The sequence below is a fragment of the Flavobacterium sp. Root901 genome, from assembly GCF_001429765.1.
Classification (GTDB): Bacteria; Bacteroidota; Bacteroidia; order Flavobacteriales; family Flavobacteriaceae; genus Flavobacterium.
In genome coordinates this window covers 743607-760296 of record NZ_LMJB01000005.1, presented here as the reverse complement: position 1 = coordinate 760296, position 16690 = coordinate 743607, and the positions used below count along the sequence as shown (strand labels likewise).

Sequence of the window (16690 nt, the reverse complement as noted above, 5' to 3'; positions counted from 1 at the left end):
CATAAATTGTGTCTGGGGACTTTATTAATAAAATTTACGCTTTGAAATAAAAATCGAAATCTATTTATCTATTGCCGCTTGAAGCTGTAATTTTTCCTAATTGTAATCTGTAATCTGGCTTTTTAGGGTTAAAAATATCAATGAATGTTTCTTTGTTGTCACTTTGAGAGTAAACATTAAAGAAAACACTGTTACCATACCAGCTTTCTAAATCTTCATTGTTTGAGTTGTATTCCGTAAAGATGTTTCCTTTACATAAGTTGAAATACATTTCCTCAAATTTGATTTTTTTAAGGTTGGCGTCATTGATTTCTGTTTTGCTGTCTAATAATACTGCAGGATTAAATCCTGAGATTACACTTCTTTTCATTTCAAGAGAAGCATTTTCTGCTACGTAAACAGCTTCTTTTACCAATCCAGCCTGAATGTCTGCATTAATGTTTTCACTGTCATTAAGCATTGTAATATTAGTAGCAACAACTAAAGTTTGTTTTTTAGTAAAGTCTGTTTCCGCTTTTTTCTCATAAGATTTTACTTCCATACAACGAGATCCGTCTTTAGTACTAGAGAAGTAAGAAGATCTAACTGCTAATGAGTTGTAAAAACGACACTGAACTCCTTGTGTAAATTTGTAATCGTCGTTGATTGATTTATAAGAAACAAATTTTGTAGCATTTACATCTCCACCCATGAAAGCAAATGAGTCACCACCAGCGTAGCTAACCATAATGTTTTCAAGAATAGTTTTATTTCCAACACCTGCTAAAGTTAAACCGTTGAAAGTATCAACACCTTTTACTTTTTTACCGGCAAACTCGATTCTAACGAATCTTAAGATTCCAGAGTTTGAAGCAGCATTGTCACCACCATAAGTAGTTAAAGTTGGATCAAGGTCCATGTTGTAAGAACCAACATTTCCGAATTTATTAATTGGAGCATCTCCAAGTATAACTACTCCACCCCAGTCTCCAGCTTTTTTCTGGCTGCGGTTAGAAGTAAATACGATTGGATCTGTTTCAAGACCATCTGCGATAAGCTGAGCACCTTTTGTAACTACTAATGTTCCTTTTGTTTCGAAATCACCAATAATTAAAGTTCCCGGCTCAATTGTTAAAACTGCATTGTTAGTAACATAAACGTTACCTTGCAAAACATAAATATTCCTTTTAAGCAATTTAGTATTAACAGAAATGTTTCCTGCTAAAATCTGATTTGCTTCTCCATACTCTACTTTGTTAGGCTTGAATTCAGTCCAGTTATTCAACCAGTTCGTGTAGCCCATAATTCCTTTCTCTTGTTGAGCACTCATACTTGTTACTGTCAAAAGAACGCAGATCATTTGAGTAATTTTTTTCATGATAAAGGTGTGTATTAGGTTAATAATAAATTTGGGTATGCGTAAAATGACAAAACTGTTCCCGAGTTTTCTAAGTATAATTCAGAATAAATCGAGAACGAGTTGTTGTTGTTGTTTTTTTCAAAATGTCTATAGAATTTTAACCATCTACGTAAACACTCCAAAAAAGGTTTTATTATTTTTATAAATTATTACATTTCGTTCAATTCGTTGAACTCGTGTAATGATTTTAATGTGTTTTCGTAAAATAAAATTGCCGCGATTAAGTTTCCTTTATCAGAGTAAGGCATCATTTTTCTTTGAAACTCAACTGTAGTATCTAAGAAAGTTGTTGTACCAACCGCCTGAGCATCTAACACTTTTTTGTGTTCAGAATCGTCCGGAATACCTAAATCTGCCATCGTAACACCAGGTTTAGTCACCAAAGCAATATAAGGGAGAGTTTTTACTAATACTTTAATTCGCTCAATATACAATTCCAAAAGTTCTCCTTTTTGCATACCACTCAATTCTTTTTGATCGTGGTATTTACGAATAAGAGCTGTCGTACTGATAATACTTCTTGGAGCGTTTTTTGCCTGAGCAGAAACTGCTGCAGTTGTCATGATAAAAAATGCACTAAATAAAATAATTTTCCCTTTCATAAATTCTTGTATATAATTGGTTGTTGATGCAAACAAAAATATAGAAATTAACTTAAATTGCAACTTTATTGAATTTTTTTTTCAAAAAAAAAGCTTAAAAAAAGCTTAAAAACTCGCTATATGTCGAGAAAATCTGCGTTTTAACGAGGTTTCTGTTAAATTTGTTAAAACCGAAAACGTAAGATATTCTCTATAAAACAAAGTCAGTTTTTTACTTTAAATAGCCAAAAAAACCTTCCGTTTGTCGTTTTAAGCAAAAAAATATTAACAAAAAAGTCTTGATATCTACTCGCATGAAGTAATTTATTAACAAAAGTTAGTGGACACAGAACAAATTTTTTAGCAAAAAACAATCATAATCTCATAAATGAAATGATGCTTAATAATCTTTCAACCTAAAATTTTTGACTCCATCATTTTCTTCTATCTTTGCTTCATGCAATTTTCTCAAATTTTAGGTCAGGATTACATCAAAAGTCACTTAATAAAAAGTGCATCTTCCGGGCGAATTCCGCATGCCCAATTATTCATTGGGCCCGAAGGAAGCGGTACATTATCGACAGCAATTGCCTATGCACAGTACATTTTGTGCAGTAATACCGGAAATGAAAACGAAAACGGAAATGAGTCCTGCAATCTCAAATTCCAAAATATTTCGCATCCCGATCTGCACTTTATTTATCCAACTGTTACCACAGAAGACGTAAAAACAAAACCAAAAAGTTTAGACTTTATTCAGGATTGGAGAACCTTTATTCAGGAAATGCCTTACGGCGGATTATTTGACTGGTATAAAATATTAGGCGTTCAAAATAAACAGGGAGAAATCAGGGTCGAAGACGCGCAGGAAGTTTTAAAATCGCTTGCGCTGAAATCCTACGAAGGCGGTTATAAAATCATGATTATCTGGATGGCCGATAAGATGAATATTGCGGCTTCGAACAAACTTTTGAAACTCCTCGAAGAACCTTCAGAAAAAACGATTTTTATCCTAATTTCTGAAAATGAAGAAGATATTATTCAAACCATACGTTCTCGCTGTCAGGTAATTCACTTTAACGGACTTCCGGAAAAAGTAATTGCAGATGCTTTGGTTACACAGCAAAATATTGATCCGAATCTGGCTAAAAAAATAGCACATCAGGCTCAGGGAAATTTTAATAAAGCAATGCATTTATTAAAAGAAGACGATTCTGAATATCCTTTTGAACAATGGTTTGTAAATTGGGTTCGTGCCGCTTTCAGGGCAAAAGGAAACGCAGCTGCAATCCAGGATTTAATTTCGTGGAGTGAAGAAATTGCCGGACTTGGCCGCGAAAGCCAGAAAAAGTTTATTCAGTTTTGTATCGAAATGTTCAGACAGGCTCTTTTGCTAAATTATCAGGCGCCGAGCTTGGTTTATATTGAACCGAAAGTTGACAAATTTAAACTCGAAAATTTTGCGCCTTTTGTAAACGGAAATAACATAAATGAAATTTTCAAAGAACTTTCAGATGCGATGTATCATATTGAAAGAAACGGAAATGCAAAAATAATCTTAACCGATCTATCTATAAAACTGACTCGTTTAATTCATAAAAAATAGTCCTCAAATGAACAATGTTGCCTCTATTTTAATACTAGCATTTTTAGCCTTAACGTTTTTACAATCCGGCTACGAAAAAATTTTTTACTGGAAAGAAAATGTAGCCTGGCTGAAAGAACACTTTGCTAAAACGCCATTAAAAAACAAGGTTCCCCTGGCTTTACTTCACCTTTTGATTTTAGAATTAATTTCGGGAATTTTAAGTGTTGTGGGAGCCATTCAGTTATTAACAAACAGCGGTCGGGAATATGGCTTTTATGGCGGAATTTTTTCATGTATCTCTTTGTTAATGATGCTTTTCGGACAACGATTAGCCAAAGATTACGATGGTGCAAGAACCATTGTTATTTATTTTATTCCTGCCGTAATGGTAGTTTACTGGTTGAATTAATCAAGCCTCAATTATTAAAAAACAAGCCGCAGATTACACCGATTTTTTTCATCATTTAAGTCGTGCAGTCAGTAGCAGAAAAATAAAATTATTATTAAAAAAATGAATCCAAAACATCCTTCAGAATCGCTGACTATTTTAACTGATTTAGTTTTACCGAGCGAAACAAATCCTTTAAACAATCTGTTTGGCGGCGAATTATTGGCCAGAATGGATCGCGCAGCAAGTATTGCCGCCCGCAGACATTCGCGCCGCATTGTAGTAACAGCATCTGTAAATCACGTTGCTTTTAACAGGGCAATCTCTCTTGGAAGCGTTGTTACTGTTGAAGCAAAAGTTTCAAGATCATTTAAAAGTTCAATGGAAGTTTTTATAGACGTTTGGGTTGAAGACCGCGAATCCGGAAACAGGACTAAAGCAAACGAAGCAATTTATACATTTGTTGCCGTTGACGATACCGGAAGACCGGTTGAAGTACCGGCTATTGTACCTGAAACCGATTTAGAAATACAGCGTTTTGAGGCTGCTTTACGTCGTAAACAGTTAAGTTTAGTACTGGCAGGAAAATTAAAACCGTCTGATGCCACAGAATTAAAGGCTTTATTTTTGTAACGTAATTTGTTACAATTTGAAACAATTGGAAGTTACTAAACTTCAAAAAAAGAAGTATTTTTACACATTCAAGTAAGTCAGATAAAAATCAGGAAGTTCCTTCTTTTGATTTTTATTTTGAAAGCTAAAAATAACAATTTAGATAATTTAAGAAAGATGAGTTCAGACAAAGAAGCCAAATTAAAAGCGTTACAATTAACACTTGATAAACTTGACAAAACCTACGGAAAAGGAACCGTAATGAAAATGGGCGATAAAGCCATTGTGGAGGTAGAAACGATTTCTTCGGGTTCACTTGGTGTTGATTTAGCTCTTGGAGTAAACGGTTATCCAAAAGGAAGAATTATTGAAATATACGGACCGGAATCTTCTGGTAAAACTACTTTAACACTGCACGCCATTGCCGAAGCACAAAAAGCAGGCGGAATTGCTGCATTTATTGATGCTGAGCATGCTTTTGACAGAAATTATGCTGAGAAATTAAACGTTGATATTGAAAATTTAATTATCTCTCAGCCGGACAATGGAGAACAGGCTTTGGAAATTGCCGAAAACTTAATTCGTTCCGGGGCTATAGACATTGTTGTAATTGACTCTGTTGCGGCTTTAACTCCAAAAAGCGAAATCGAAGGTGAAATGGGAGATTCTAAAATGGGTCTTCACGCACGTTTGATGTCTCAGGCTTTAAGAAAATTAACCGGAACAATCAGCAAAACAAATTGTACTGTTTTCTTTATCAACCAGCTGCGTGAAAAAATTGGTGTAATGTTCGGAAATCCTGAAACTACAACCGGAGGTAATGCATTAAAATTCTATGCATCTGTACGTTTAGACATTCGTCGTTCTGCTCAAATCAAAGACGGTGAAAATGTAATTGGTAACAGAACAAAAGTAAAAATCGTTAAAAACAAAGTGGCTCCGCCTTTTAAAACTGCCGAATTCGATATTATGTACGGAGAAGGTGTTTCTAAAACAGGTGAAATCCTTGACTTAGCGGTTGAATTTGATATCGTTAAAAAAGCGGGATCATGGTTTAGCTACGGAGATACAAAATTAGGACAAGGTCGTGATGCTGTAAAAGCATTAATTAAAGATAATCCTGAATTGGCCGATGAATTAGAAGAAAAAATTAAAGCGCATATGAAAGAATTAGCAAACGCTTAATTTTATTAAAATATCTAAAATCAATATTTTACATATTAAAACCCGAAAGAATTAAATCTTTCGGGTTTTTTATTTTAAAAAAAATATAAAAATGACGCAACCTTTTTGTAACAATTTCATCTATACAATAGACATAATGTTTAATTCGTATTAGCCATAAATACTTATTCAACATTTTTATAATAAATTTGGTTGGTTGATTCATTAAAAGTCCGTTAGTTTCTCTCATGGTTCTAACGGGTTTTTACTGTTTTTTAAAAAAAATCATTTATCAATACAACCTTTTTAGTTTTTTTTGATCTAATATATTATAACGCTAACCGGAGTTTTAACTAAACTCTTTATTATCAGGCATAAATATATAACCATGAAAGAAAAAAGGGAAATGTTGAGGAGTCGAAAACTAAAAAAAACTAAATTAAAGATTAAAAAAATATTACGTTTTATTTCTCAGAAAATAATTCACCGATAAGCTTTTTGAATATAAACGGGGGTTTTTATTTCAAAAGAAAACCCGGCAGGTGTAAAATCCTGCCGGGTTTGTTATTTTAATTACTTTTTAAATCTTTCTTTTGATATTCAAGTAAACCGCTATAAATTATTTGTCTTATCTCATCTCTTAAGTCTTTTCTATGATCTGTTGTTAAGCCTTGTGTTTCAACAAAAGGAAGAATTTTTCCACGCATTTTACCGGGACTTCCGCTTAAAAAAGTATACGAAAATCTTTTTTTATTATCGGCAAAAACAATGGGAACAATCGGTATTTGATGGTCAATTGCCAGTCTGAAAGCACCGTCTTTAAATTCATCAAGCAAAATAGATTCATCATCCGGAACTCCGCCCTCAGGAAAAATACAAATACTTAATCCTTGATTTAAGCGGTCCTGCGCTCTCTTAAAAACTTCATTTTTACTTTTGGAAGAATTTCTGTCTACCAGAATACAGGTTCTTTTATAGAAAAATCCAAATAACGGAATCTTTACAAGCTCCTTCTTACCAACAAAGACAAAAGGGTTTTTTATGATAGCCAGCATCAGCATGATATCGGTCATAGAAGTATGATTTGCCACAATCATATAGCTCTTGTTTTTGATAAGCTTTTGTTCCCGCTTTATTTTGTAATAAAAACCCATCCCGAAAAGGATAAATTTAGCCCAAATGCGGGCCATTTTAAAAAAATAGGGATATCCTCTTTCCGAGATAATAGAAATCAGCAAAAACGGCAGCATAATCAATATCGGAATCGCCATTAAAATGTAAAACCAAATGCGCCAAATAATCCAAAAAACAATTTTTAATCCTTTCATGGTTTCAAAAGTAAGAAAACAGAGTGAATTTTAGCAATAATTATTTTCCCGTAAAGCATGCAGCGCTATTAGAGAGGATCTTAAGTTCATACAATAAAAACTTTGTATGCTCTGTGCTAAAATCTTTGCGTGCTTTGCGGTTAAAAAAAACATTCCGACATTTGCAATTAAGAAAAAAACGAGAATGGCAAAAATACTTACCGGTGTTCAGAGTACTGGAACGCCTCACTTAGGCAATTTACTGGGAGCGATTATCCCAGCGATTGAATTATCGAATAATCCTGCAAATGAATCTTTTTTATTTATTGCTGATTTACATTCGATTACACAAATTAAAGATGGTAAAATATTGAGAGAAAACACATACAGCACTGCTGCTGCATGGCTTGCATGTGGTTTAAATCCTGATAAAGTTACTTTTTACAGACAATCTGATGTGGTTCAAACGGCTGAATTGACCTGGTATTTAAGCTGTTTTTTTCCGTTTCAGCGTTTGACTCTGGCACATTCTTTCAAAGATAAGGCCGATCGTTTAGATGATGTTAATGCCGGGCTTTTTACGTATCCGATGTTAATGGCTGCTGATATTTTATTGTATGATGCAGAGTTTGTTCCGGTTGGAAAAGACCAGTTGCAGCATTTAGAAATTACGCGTGATGTAGCTTCGAGATTTAACCATCAAATGGGAGAAACTTTTGTAATTCCTGAAGCTAAAATTCAGGAAGACAGCATGCTGATTCCCGGAACAAATGGCGGAAAAATGAGTAAATCTGCTAATAATATTATTAATATTTTCCTTGATGATAAAGTGCTTCGTAAACAGGTTATGAGTATTGAAACGGACAGCACACCGCTTGAAGCGCCAAAAAACCCTGATACCTGCAATGCTTTTGCAATTTATTCTTTGTTAGCCAATGAAACTCAAATTGCCGAAATGAGGGCGAATTATCTTGGCGGAAATTACGGTTACGGTCATGCCAAGCAAGCTCTTTTTGAACTGATTACAGAGAAATTCAAAATCGAAAGAGAAAAATATAATTACTACATTAATAATCTTGAAGAAGTAGATGCCTTATTGAAAAAAGGCGCCGCAAAAGCTTCAACTGTTGCAGAAGGAGTTCTGGCAAAGGTGCGAAATGTTCTTGGATTTGAGAATTAGTTAGAAGTAAAAGCATTTTCCAAATGACTAAAGAAGAAGCAATAGAAGAATTAATGTACCAGGGTTGTAACCATGACAACATTGATAGTGAAAGATGGGAAAATGGCTTTCTTGGACAATTGCGTCCATTTAAAAAAGTGTTACACGAAGAAAACTACCATTTAATCATGCAGGCTTTGAAGGTTCTGGCTCCGGAATTCGAAAAGGATTTTGTAGATAGAAGAATAATTAGTTCAATTTGGGGAATTTGCCATTTAGCAAGAGCATGGGCAATTCATCCAGAAGGAATGTTGCACAGTAACAACTTGATTACCGAAGAACAAACAACACAAATTGATAACTGGATAATGGATATATCATACACTGCGGCATGTCTTTTGGATGGCACAGGTGCAGAAGTAGCTTTTTGGGCTTATGATGAAGAAAACAAAAAAATAAACTAAACAAAAACGCCTGCTAAGATTGATTAGCAGGCGTTTTTTATATAAAATTCATTAGGCACGGCCTAATCTCGCCATTAATAAAATTAATCGAATTACTACGATGATAATAGCAATTATCGACCATGTAGACATTCCGCTTGATGATCCGCTGCTATATTCTCTATCCTTTGCAGCGTCGATTCTGTCTTTGTGAGATCGTATTGTATTACTCAATTCGTAATCAATTGGCTTATAGTTAACCATTGAAGATACCATTGGTTCTAAAAACTCATTTCGTACGACTGCACTAACAATTGAACCAGACATTTTACTGTAAATTGCCCTGATTTTTTTGTCATTTTCTTCAGATCTGAAATTAGAAACCAGCGTATAAAAAGTTCTGTATTTAATAAATTCAATTGCTTCGGCGCCAGATGATAAAGAAGGATTTTGATCAAATTTATTGACAACAAAATCAAGTTTTTCGGTCAGTTTTTGACCTAAATTATCTAACGAATTCTGAGGCAGATATTCCTTAGCATTTAAAAAATCATCAACAACATCAAACTTATTCTGTGCTAAGTTCTGTTCAAAAAATTTATCCAGATCTTTAGCTAAAAACTTATCTATAAATGCTTTAATGTTTTCTTCCGGAACAGAAACGGCATAATCAGAAATAAATCTGTTTCGGGAATAATTTTTTCCCGAAAAGAAATTATATAAGATTCTGTTATTAGAAATAAACAAAAGTTCCTTTGGAAATTCATTTATAGCTGTAATTAAGTTAGCTGCAATTTCCGGATCTAAAACTGGGTTCTGCGATCGTTCGATTTCAAACTGTTTCCTGACTTTTTCAGAGTCCTCAATGCTGAAAGCGCTAAGGTTTTCTCTGTAAATCCCGGCATTTTCAAATAGTTCAATTATATTCATTTTTAAGGTTTTTGGTTGGAAACAAATGTATTGTTTTAATGAATTAATCCTAATTTTTTTATTGAAAATAACCTTAATTTAAAACCATCTTTAAATCAGAAAGACACTTAAATCGCTTCAAAAATTTTTCCCGGCAAAGGTCTGATAAGACCTTTAAGTTCCATATTAAGCAGGGTTCCGGAAATTTTAAATATCGGAAAATCGCATTCAAGGGCAATAATATCAAGCAGTTCTTTACCATTTTTTAAAAGAAAATCGTAGATTTTTTGTTCCTCCGGTTCGAGTTCTGTAAATAATTGTTTTTGAATGGTTTTAGGTTTCTTTTTGATATCCCAGTTCAAAACATACACTAAATCGGCGGCACTGGTGAGTAAATTTGCTTTTTGCGTTTTAATTAAATCATTGCAGCCCTGACTGTATTTATCTGTTACTCTGCCCGGAACTGCAAAAACATCTCTGTTATAATCATTGGCAAGATTGGCTGTTATGAGTGAGCCGCCTTTATCTGCAGATTCAATTACAATTGTTGCCTCGCTGATTCCGGCAACAATTCGGTTTCGACGAACAAATTTTTCTTTATCCGGATTTGAAGAACTCCAAAATTCTGTAATAAAACCACCGTTTTCCTCCATTTTTGCCATGTACTTTTTGTGCGTACGCGGATAAATCTGATTTAAACCATGTGCCAAAACACCAATAGTCTGCAAGTTATGTTCCATCGCAAATTGATGCGCCACAATATCAACTCCATAAGCAAAACCGCTTACAATTATGGGATCCAGCGGTGCGAGATCTTCGATGAGTTTTCTGCAGAATTCTGTTCCGTATGATGTTATCTGGCGAGTACCGACAATACTAATTATTTTTTTATTTTTCAAATCTATATTTCCGCCAGAAAAAATCAAAACCGGAGAATCAATACAATGTTTTAATCGTTCCGGATAATTTTCGTCCTGAAAAAACGAAATGTCGATGCTGTTTTTTTTAATAAACTGAAGTTCATTATTTGCTTTTTCGAAAACTGTTTTATCTTTAATATTTTTAATCAAAACAGCTCCAACTCCATCTATTGCAGCTATCTGGTTAGGTTTTGATTTAAAAATTGATTCGGCATTTCCGCAGTGTGTCAATAATTTTTTTGCGATAATATCTCCCACTCCATCCACTTTCATTAAGGCTAATAAATAAAACAACTCCTGATCTGACATCTGCAAAAAATATTATGTAAAATAGAAAGAAAAACTAATTCAAATTAATACTGCAAATATGCTTAAAATAAAGTAATTTCTTAATAAAAACTAAGTTTTATATATAATTGCTTTAAACAGAGCTGATAACTCAATTGTTAAAATATTGAAAATTAATTGTCTATAAAAAAATGAGAATTGTTAATAAAAATTGTGAATAAAATTTTGATAACTATATTGGTTGATTAATTTTGTTACCATGAAAATCGAAACTTATATAGCACAGTTATTATATCGTTATCAGTGTGTAACGGTTCCAGGATTTGGAGCATTTTTAACCGAAATTCACTCGGCTCAGCTGAATGAAAGCACAAATTCGTTTTTTCCTCCTAAAAAAACGGTTTTTTTCAACAGCCGTCTTAAAAACAATGATGGTCTTCTGGCAAATCACGTTGCTCAGGCAGAAAATACGTCATACGGTTTTGCTGTAAATGCTATTGCATTTGAAGTCCAAAACTGGAGACAAACGCTGGAAGAAAACGGCGTTATCAGCTTAAAAAATATTGGCGACCTTCGTCTTAATTCTGAAAATAATATCATTTTCACGCCAAACGATCAGATAAACTATTTATCAACTTCATTCGGATTAAGTCCGTTTGTTTCTCCGTTGGTGAAAAAAGAAATTTTCGAAAAGAAAATCGATCAAATATCAGAAAGAGAAACAGCTGCTTTGTATGAAGAGGAAGAAGTAAGATCATCCAGACCGTATTTAAGATATGCTGCTATTTTTGTATTGGCACTTGGTGTTACCGGAAGTATCGGCTATCCCTTATATCAAAATCAAATCGCCGCACAAACACTTGTAGTAGAAGGAAATGTGCAGAAAAAAGTTCAGAATAAAATTCAGGAAGCGACATTTGAAATTAAAAATCCGTTGCCTGCCGTAACTTTAGCCGTAGACTCAGCAAAAGTAGAAACTGTTGAAGAAAAACTAATGCCTTACCATATTATGGCCGGCGCATTTAGAAGTGAAGCAAATGCCAGAAAAGCTTATAATCAATTGATTAAAGATGGTTATGATGCCCGAATGTTAGGCGAAAACAAACATGGTTTATATCCGGTTTTATACGGAAGTTATGCTACCATGCAGGAAGCTGAAAAAGCACAAAAAGAAATTCAGAAAGGCGAAAATCCAGCTGCCTGGATTCTGGTCGAAAAGCTATAAATCTTTTAAAATCCCATTTTTTTCAAATGGGATTTTTTTTGTCCTATTCTGTCGTTTTTAAATACTTAACCGGCCATTTTTAAAGTATTCAGTCTTTAATTTCGTTTCGAACAAAAATTAAAAATGATGAATAAACTTTTTAAAACCGCTGCCTTAATTTTATTTGTGATGAATTCACATTACTTTATGGCACAGCAAGTTACTACAGATCAAAAAGCTCAGGAAATCTTTTTGCAGAAAAACGAAATTGAAACAAGAAAGATTTTGGCAGAAAACTATAAAAAGCTTGATGATAAAATTTCAGAATTAAAAAACAAGCAGAAGGAAGTAGAAATTCAGAAAAAAGAAGTTGAAAATAACAAAAAAAACCTCGTTAAAGCTGACAAGAATTTACAGATTACAAAAGAAAAAATAAATACGCTTGAGATGGAAAATCAAAAAATTGAAAACAAAATAACAACCACTTCCGTTTCTGATGAAGAAATTCAAAAGCAAAGAATCAAAACAAAAGAGAACGAGCTGAACATCCAAAAACTAAAATTAATGCAGATAACACAGCAAAAAGAGCTTGAAAAGGCTATGTCTATACTTTAATTAAAACCCCGATTCTTAGAATCGGGGTTTTTTGTTTATCGTGAAACAATTTTAGCATTTTGAGAAAGGATTTCTTTTCCATTCTGAGTAATTACCAATCGCGCGGGCGGCGAATCTTTTTCTCCCATAACAATTATCGAACACTCGTAAACATACAAACCTTTCCTGAATTGGTAACTATGGTTTCCGCCAGATCCGTCAGGAATAAACTTTCCATTCAGGATTATTAAATCCGGCTCTTCAGTCATTGGCTTTTTGATCGACCAAGATGCATAACGGTAATTATCATTGCCCAAATCATCAATTCTGACTCTGAATTTTGAAGTTTCTAAAACACAAACCGGACTTTTGAACTTCGATATACTGGAATGAACTGCTTTTTTTTGCGAAGACACCAGTTTTGTTTTCAAATCTTTTTCATACTTCGACTGATAATTGATTCCAATTAACTTGCCGTCAGTATCAAACCAAATGGTTCCGCCATTCAGCATAATGCCGCGCCAGCCCATTTCCTGCCAGTCTTGATTGATTTTTGACGATCCGATTTCCTTTTTTAAATCTGCATCAAAAATCTGCGAATATCGTTTAATAAATTCTGTTTTATTTTTAACTGCAGGAATAGGATTTTCTCTTTTCAGCGGATAAGACACGATTTTTGCAATCTCCTCTTTCCTGTCGTTTTTTACATTATCAATAAACGTTTGAATAAATTTTTGATATTCTTTTTTGAGTTCCTGAGCACTAGTATTTGTGACAGAAAAAATAACTAATACGATGTATATAAGCTTTTTCATGATTTTCTATTTTACATAATGTTTTTTATAAACAATTCGAATATTGCATTACTCCAAGTTACAAAATCTAAATTAATTTATGCTGGCTTTAAACATTTTAAGTTCATCCCAGGAAAATTCATCACCGTGTTTTTCTTTTAGCGGACTTAAAGATTCTTCGGCATAAAATTCAAATGCTTCACGAAGAGCAAGAATTTTGTCATAAGGAAGTACGTCTGAAATTTCAATTTTCTTTGCCTGAATGAGCTTTACCAGATGCGATTCGATAGTTTGAGGTGTAAGTTTTCGAATGCGTGCAATATCATCAACAGAGTTTTTTTGAAGCCAAAGTTCGTGGGTTTCTTCAACAGTAGTCTTTTTTTCTGCTTTTTCAGCCGTTTTATCTGCTTTTTTAGAAGAATAACGGATCACTGGCTCATCAACCTGAAACATATCTGAATTAGACATTTTAAACTCTTCCTTGATTTTAGAAATTTTCTCGGATTTATAGTTTTTAATTGCTGGCGATGTCAGGCTTTCTTTGCTGATTGTTTCACGGGAAACCACGATATCAACCAATAGTCTGGCTTTCATTAAACGTATAACAGCCTTAGTCTGCAGATCATCCAGCAGAGACAATTCTTCGTAAAACTCTTTTACTTTTTTAAATTTCTGAATTTCCGCCATTTTACTCAAAATATCCGAAACCAGTTTATCCATTGGCTTAAAAAAATAATCATAAGCCGCTGCTACTCTTTCCTGAACAAACTGCAGATCGACAGTTTCTTTGCTGAAAATTTTATTGAGCTGCTGAATAAATTTCTGTGAAGGATCTGCAAGCGCTTCAATCGTGTCCATGCGTTTGTGCGCCCACGCGGCATGCTTTGCCTTTTCTGATCCTGCAGCGTTTTCGTTATAACTAAACCTATGATTTCGCCACTCTTGGGCCAAGTCTGTCCAGTTAAAACTGTTAATCAAATAGTTATGAATAAAATTTTTGGTTTCAAAATGAAGTGAGTTTTTCAAATCATCTTCGGTTGCTTTATTTAAAGCATAATCCATTACATCCTGATCATTAGAAAGACCGTTCATCTGCATTTTTGAAAGCAAAATAAGCCCGTTTAAGGAAGTTAAACGCGAAAGTGCTACATAGGCCTGCCCAGGCAGAAAAACCTGCGATACGTCGAGTGCAGCTTTTTCAAAAGTTAATCCCTGACTTTTGTGTACGGTAATCGCCCATGCTAATTTAATCGGATAATGAGCAAATGTGCCTAAAACTTCCTCTTCTATTTCCTTCGTCAGCTCGTTTACTTTATATCGAATGTTTTTCCATTCGTATTTTTCAACTTCTATAGTCTTGTTTTCTTCCGGAAAATGCACAAATATTTCTTCTGCAGAAAGCGATTTTATAACACCCATTTTTCCGTTGAAGTAACGTTTATCAAAAGACAAATCATTCTTAACAAACATAATCTGAGCACCCACTTTAAGTTTCAGGTTTTCTTCGACGGGGAATATTTTTTCGGGAAAATCACCCACAACAAAAGGCTGATAAGTAAATTCATTTCCTGATAAATCATTAATAGCCTGTTCGTTAATTGTATCTGCTTTTGCATTATGAGTGGTCAGAGTTATATAACCCGGATTCATTTTCAAATCAAAATCTGGCTGTACATATTGATTTAAAACCTCAATATCTTCTTTAGTAATCTGATTATTTCGAAGATTATTTAATACCGAAATAAAAACATCATCGCTCTGGCGGTAAATTTTGGATAATTCAATATATAGTGGTGGATTCTGCTGGATTACATGTGAATGAAAAAAGAATTTCCCTTTATAGTAATTTCGCAGTGTTCTCCATTCTTCATCCCGAATTACGGGCGGAAGCTGCAGCAAATCTCCAATAAAAAGTACCTGAACGCCGCCAAAAGCCCTTGTATTTCTGCGAACTGTCTGCATCATAAAATCTATAGCGTCCAGCAAATCAGCACGAAGCATACTGACTTCGTCAATAATAAGCAATTCCATGTTGCGGATAACATTTCGCTTTACATTGTTCATTTTGAAATGCCTGCGCAGTGATTCCTTATTCTCAAATTTTACCGTTTCTGTAAACTGGGAACTTTCTTCATACGAAGGAATAAAGGCCGAAAACGGCAGCTGAAACATCGAATGAATCGTTACGCCGCCTGCGTTTAGAGCTGCAATTCCGGTTGGTGCCACAACAACAGTATTTTTGTGTGTTGTCGCGATAATTTCGCGCAATAAAGTCGTCTTTCCTGTACCGGCTTTACCTGTCAAGAAGATTGATTTTTGCGTTTGATTAATGAATTGTAAGGTGTAAGCTGCAGCTTCTGAAACGTTTTGCATTAGGCCGGTATTAAACGCCAAAAATATCGCATTTTTATAAAAGAAAAAAACCTAAATCCGAAGTGGATTTAGGTTTTTCAATTTTAGTTTTAGTTAGTTTGGCAGTTTTATTTTTTAGCTTCTTCTTTTGCAGCCGGTTTTTCTTCTGCTTTTGGAGATGCTTTGTATTTATCATTCAAAGCTTTAACTATTTCCTTTGTGATATCATACTTATCTTCTGCATACAATACAGTTGCTGCATCACCTGTTCCATAGATATAAGAATAACCGTTTTTCTTACCGTAATCTTTGATGAATTTTTTAACTCCACTAACAAGAGAATCCATTTCTACGCCACTTTCCTGCTGTAATTGTTGTGATAATGCCTGTTGTGCATAACCCAATTGCTGCTCTCTTTTTTGCAATTCTGCTCCTCTTTGTTGTGCCCAAGCCTGTCCATTTGCCTGCGCCTGGCTTTGAAAATTAGCAGCGTCTTGTTTAAAACGAGTAATTTCAGCTTGTAGTTGTCTTCCTTTTTCTTCTGCCTGAGCTTTGTACTTAGCTTCAAGGTCTTTTGCTTCAGTGTACTCTTTCATCAAAACTGAAGTATCTACATATGCTGTTTTTACTTCTTTAGCTTCTGTTGCCTTATTACACGAAACAACCAAAATTGAAAGTGCGGTAATTACTAATGCTTTTTTCATTTTTTAAATTTCTAATTTTTTTATTGTATTGAAGACAAAAATATAAAAAAATAAATAGCATCAACATAAAGTTTAAAAAATGCTATAATTTTATGATATTAGTTTTATTTATGGATTAAAATAGTGCTGTAACATACATTTAAAATCGCTTGAATAGCTTTGCTCAAATATTCATCAATTGATATCAAAATGATGCTGAATTTTTAAATTCTTTTCTTTTTAAAAAAACGGATAATTTCATAACAGTAATTTTCAATTTTTATTTTAAAATATCAGGTGGAAAA

16 protein-coding genes are annotated in these 16690 nt (G+C 33.9%); 8 read left to right on the top strand and 8 right to left on the bottom strand.

The features are described 5' to 3' along the window. Positions 1 to 64: 64 nt before the first annotated feature. Positions 65 to 1357 carry a hypothetical protein gene (locus tag ASE21_RS07070; protein ID WP_057121902.1) on the bottom strand — a complete coding sequence of 431 codons (1293 nt, stop codon included), beginning with the start codon at positions 1355 to 1357 and terminating at the stop codon, positions 65 to 67. A 191-nt stretch (positions 1358 to 1548) separates the two neighbouring features. Then, positions 1549 to 2001 carry a hypothetical protein gene (locus ASE21_RS07065; RefSeq protein ID WP_057121901.1) on the bottom strand — a complete coding sequence of 151 codons (453 nt, stop codon included), beginning with the start codon at positions 1999 to 2001 and terminating at the stop codon, positions 1549 to 1551. Between the two features lie 436 nt (positions 2002 to 2437). Between ASE21_RS07065 and ASE21_RS07060 the strand changes: the two genes are divergently transcribed. From ASE21_RS07060 to recA, 4 genes are all read left to right on the top strand, one after another. After that, positions 2438 to 3586 (top strand): ATP-binding protein, encoded by a 1149-nt coding sequence (locus ASE21_RS07060; protein WP_057121900.1) that lies wholly within the window; start codon positions 2438 to 2440, stop codon positions 3584 to 3586. A gap of 7 nt (positions 3587 to 3593) precedes the next feature. Beyond that, complete coding sequence (locus ASE21_RS07055; protein ID WP_057121899.1) at positions 3594 to 3977, top strand: hypothetical protein; 384 nt, start codon at positions 3594 to 3596, stop codon at positions 3975 to 3977. Positions 3978 to 4079: 102 nt separating this feature from the next. Further along, positions 4080 to 4589: an acyl-CoA thioesterase gene (locus ASE21_RS07050; RefSeq protein WP_057121898.1), complete on the top strand. Its 510-nt coding sequence runs from the start codon at positions 4080 to 4082 to the stop codon at positions 4587 to 4589. Between the two features lie 156 nt (positions 4590 to 4745). Continuing rightward, positions 4746 to 5753, top strand: coding sequence for a recombinase RecA (gene recA / locus ASE21_RS07045; protein WP_057121897.1), 1008 nt, complete (start codon positions 4746 to 4748; stop codon positions 5751 to 5753). Between the two features lie 548 nt (positions 5754 to 6301). Here the strand turns inward: recA and ASE21_RS07035 are convergent. Next, positions 6302 to 7060 carry a lysophospholipid acyltransferase family protein gene (locus tag ASE21_RS07035; RefSeq protein WP_057121895.1) on the bottom strand — a complete coding sequence of 253 codons (759 nt, stop codon included), beginning with the start codon at positions 7058 to 7060 and terminating at the stop codon, positions 6302 to 6304. Positions 7061 to 7244: 184 nt separating this feature from the next. On the opposite strand from ASE21_RS07035, the gene trpS reads away from it, so the two are divergent. Beyond that, on the top strand, positions 7245 to 8219 hold the full coding sequence (gene trpS / locus ASE21_RS07030) for a tryptophan--tRNA ligase (RefSeq protein ID WP_057122355.1): 975 nt from the start codon (positions 7245 to 7247) through the stop codon (positions 8217 to 8219). A gap of 23 nt (positions 8220 to 8242) precedes the next feature. Next, positions 8243 to 8662, top strand: a complete 420-nt coding sequence (locus ASE21_RS07025; RefSeq protein ID WP_057121894.1) for a hypothetical protein — start codon at positions 8243 to 8245, stop codon at positions 8660 to 8662. Positions 8663 to 8713: 51 nt separating this feature from the next. Here ASE21_RS07025 and ASE21_RS07020 read toward each other — a convergent pair whose 3' ends face one another. Beyond that, the gene (locus tag ASE21_RS07020; RefSeq protein WP_057121893.1) at positions 8714 to 9571 is read right to left on the bottom strand and encodes a hypothetical protein; all 858 of its coding nucleotides are present in this window, start codon (positions 9569 to 9571) and stop codon (positions 8714 to 8716) included. A 107-nt stretch (positions 9572 to 9678) separates the two neighbouring features. Further along, positions 9679 to 10779 carry a DNA-processing protein DprA gene (gene dprA, locus ASE21_RS07015; protein WP_057121892.1) on the bottom strand — a complete coding sequence of 367 codons (1101 nt, stop codon included), beginning with the start codon at positions 10777 to 10779 and terminating at the stop codon, positions 9679 to 9681. 238 nt (positions 10780 to 11017) lie between these two features. Here dprA and ASE21_RS07010 point away from each other — a divergent pair, with 238 nt between their 5' ends. Together ASE21_RS07010 and ASE21_RS07005 are read left to right on the top strand one after the other, a co-directional pair. Further along, the gene (locus ASE21_RS07010) at positions 11018 to 11983 is read left to right on the top strand and encodes an SPOR domain-containing protein (protein ID WP_057121891.1); all 966 of its coding nucleotides are present in this window, start codon (positions 11018 to 11020) and stop codon (positions 11981 to 11983) included. A 123-nt stretch (positions 11984 to 12106) separates the two neighbouring features. After that, entirely contained in the window at positions 12107 to 12577 is a 471-nt protein-coding gene (locus ASE21_RS07005; protein ID WP_128414664.1) for a hypothetical protein, read from the top strand. 35 nt (positions 12578 to 12612) lie between these two features. On the opposite strand, the gene ASE21_RS07000 is transcribed toward ASE21_RS07005, so the two are convergent. The 3 genes from ASE21_RS07000 to ASE21_RS06990 all read right to left on the bottom strand — a co-directional run bounded on the left by ASE21_RS07000 (position 12613) and on the right by ASE21_RS06990 (position 16406). Then, a complete protein-coding gene (locus ASE21_RS07000) occupies positions 12613 to 13371 on the bottom strand; it encodes a hypothetical protein (RefSeq protein WP_057121889.1) in 759 nt (252 codons plus the stop codon). Between the two features lie 72 nt (positions 13372 to 13443). Then, positions 13444 to 15723 (bottom strand): helix-turn-helix domain-containing protein, encoded by a 2280-nt coding sequence (locus ASE21_RS06995; RefSeq protein WP_057121888.1) that lies wholly within the window; start codon positions 15721 to 15723, stop codon positions 13444 to 13446. Positions 15724 to 15830: 107 nt separating this feature from the next. Further along, positions 15831 to 16406: an OmpH family outer membrane protein gene (locus ASE21_RS06990; RefSeq protein ID WP_057121887.1), complete on the bottom strand. Its 576-nt coding sequence runs from the start codon at positions 16404 to 16406 to the stop codon at positions 15831 to 15833. Positions 16407 to 16690 lie beyond the last annotated feature (284 nt).

Coding starts and splice junctions, on each gene's coding strand:
- ASE21_RS07060 (WP_057121900.1), top strand. CDS start 2,438: ATGCAATTTTCTCAAATTTTAGGTCAGGATTACATCAAAAGTCACTTA.
- ASE21_RS07005 (WP_128414664.1), top strand. CDS start 12,107: ATGATGAATAAACTTTTTAAAACCGCTGCCTTAATTTTATTTGTGATG.
- ASE21_RS07070 (WP_057121902.1), bottom strand. CDS start 1,357: ATGAAAAAAATTACTCAAATGATCTGCGTTCTTTTGACAGTAACAAGT.
- ASE21_RS07065 (WP_057121901.1), bottom strand. CDS start 2,001: ATGAAAGGGAAAATTATTTTATTTAGTGCATTTTTTATCATGACAACT.
- ASE21_RS06995 (WP_057121888.1), bottom strand. CDS start 15,723: ATGCAAAACGTTTCAGAAGCTGCAGCTTACACCTTACAATTCATTAAT.
- dprA (WP_057121892.1), bottom strand. CDS start 10,779: ATGTCAGATCAGGAGTTGTTTTATTTATTAGCCTTAATGAAAGTGGAT.
- ASE21_RS07035 (WP_057121895.1), bottom strand. CDS start 7,060: ATGAAAGGATTAAAAATTGTTTTTTGGATTATTTGGCGCATTTGGTTT.
- ASE21_RS07050 (WP_057121898.1), top strand. CDS start 4,080: ATGAATCCAAAACATCCTTCAGAATCGCTGACTATTTTAACTGATTTA.
- ASE21_RS07000 (WP_057121889.1), bottom strand. CDS start 13,371: ATGAAAAAGCTTATATACATCGTATTAGTTATTTTTTCTGTCACAAAT.
- ASE21_RS07025 (WP_057121894.1), top strand. CDS start 8,243: ATGACTAAAGAAGAAGCAATAGAAGAATTAATGTACCAGGGTTGTAAC.
- ASE21_RS06990 (WP_057121887.1), bottom strand. CDS start 16,406: ATGAAAAAAGCATTAGTAATTACCGCACTTTCAATTTTGGTTGTTTCG.
- ASE21_RS07055 (WP_057121899.1), top strand. CDS start 3,594: ATGAACAATGTTGCCTCTATTTTAATACTAGCATTTTTAGCCTTAACG.
- recA (WP_057121897.1), top strand. CDS start 4,746: ATGAGTTCAGACAAAGAAGCCAAATTAAAAGCGTTACAATTAACACTT.
- trpS (WP_057122355.1), top strand. CDS start 7,245: ATGGCAAAAATACTTACCGGTGTTCAGAGTACTGGAACGCCTCACTTA.
- ASE21_RS07010 (WP_057121891.1), top strand. CDS start 11,018: ATGAAAATCGAAACTTATATAGCACAGTTATTATATCGTTATCAGTGT.
- ASE21_RS07020 (WP_057121893.1), bottom strand. CDS start 9,571: ATGAATATAATTGAACTATTTGAAAATGCCGGGATTTACAGAGAAAAC.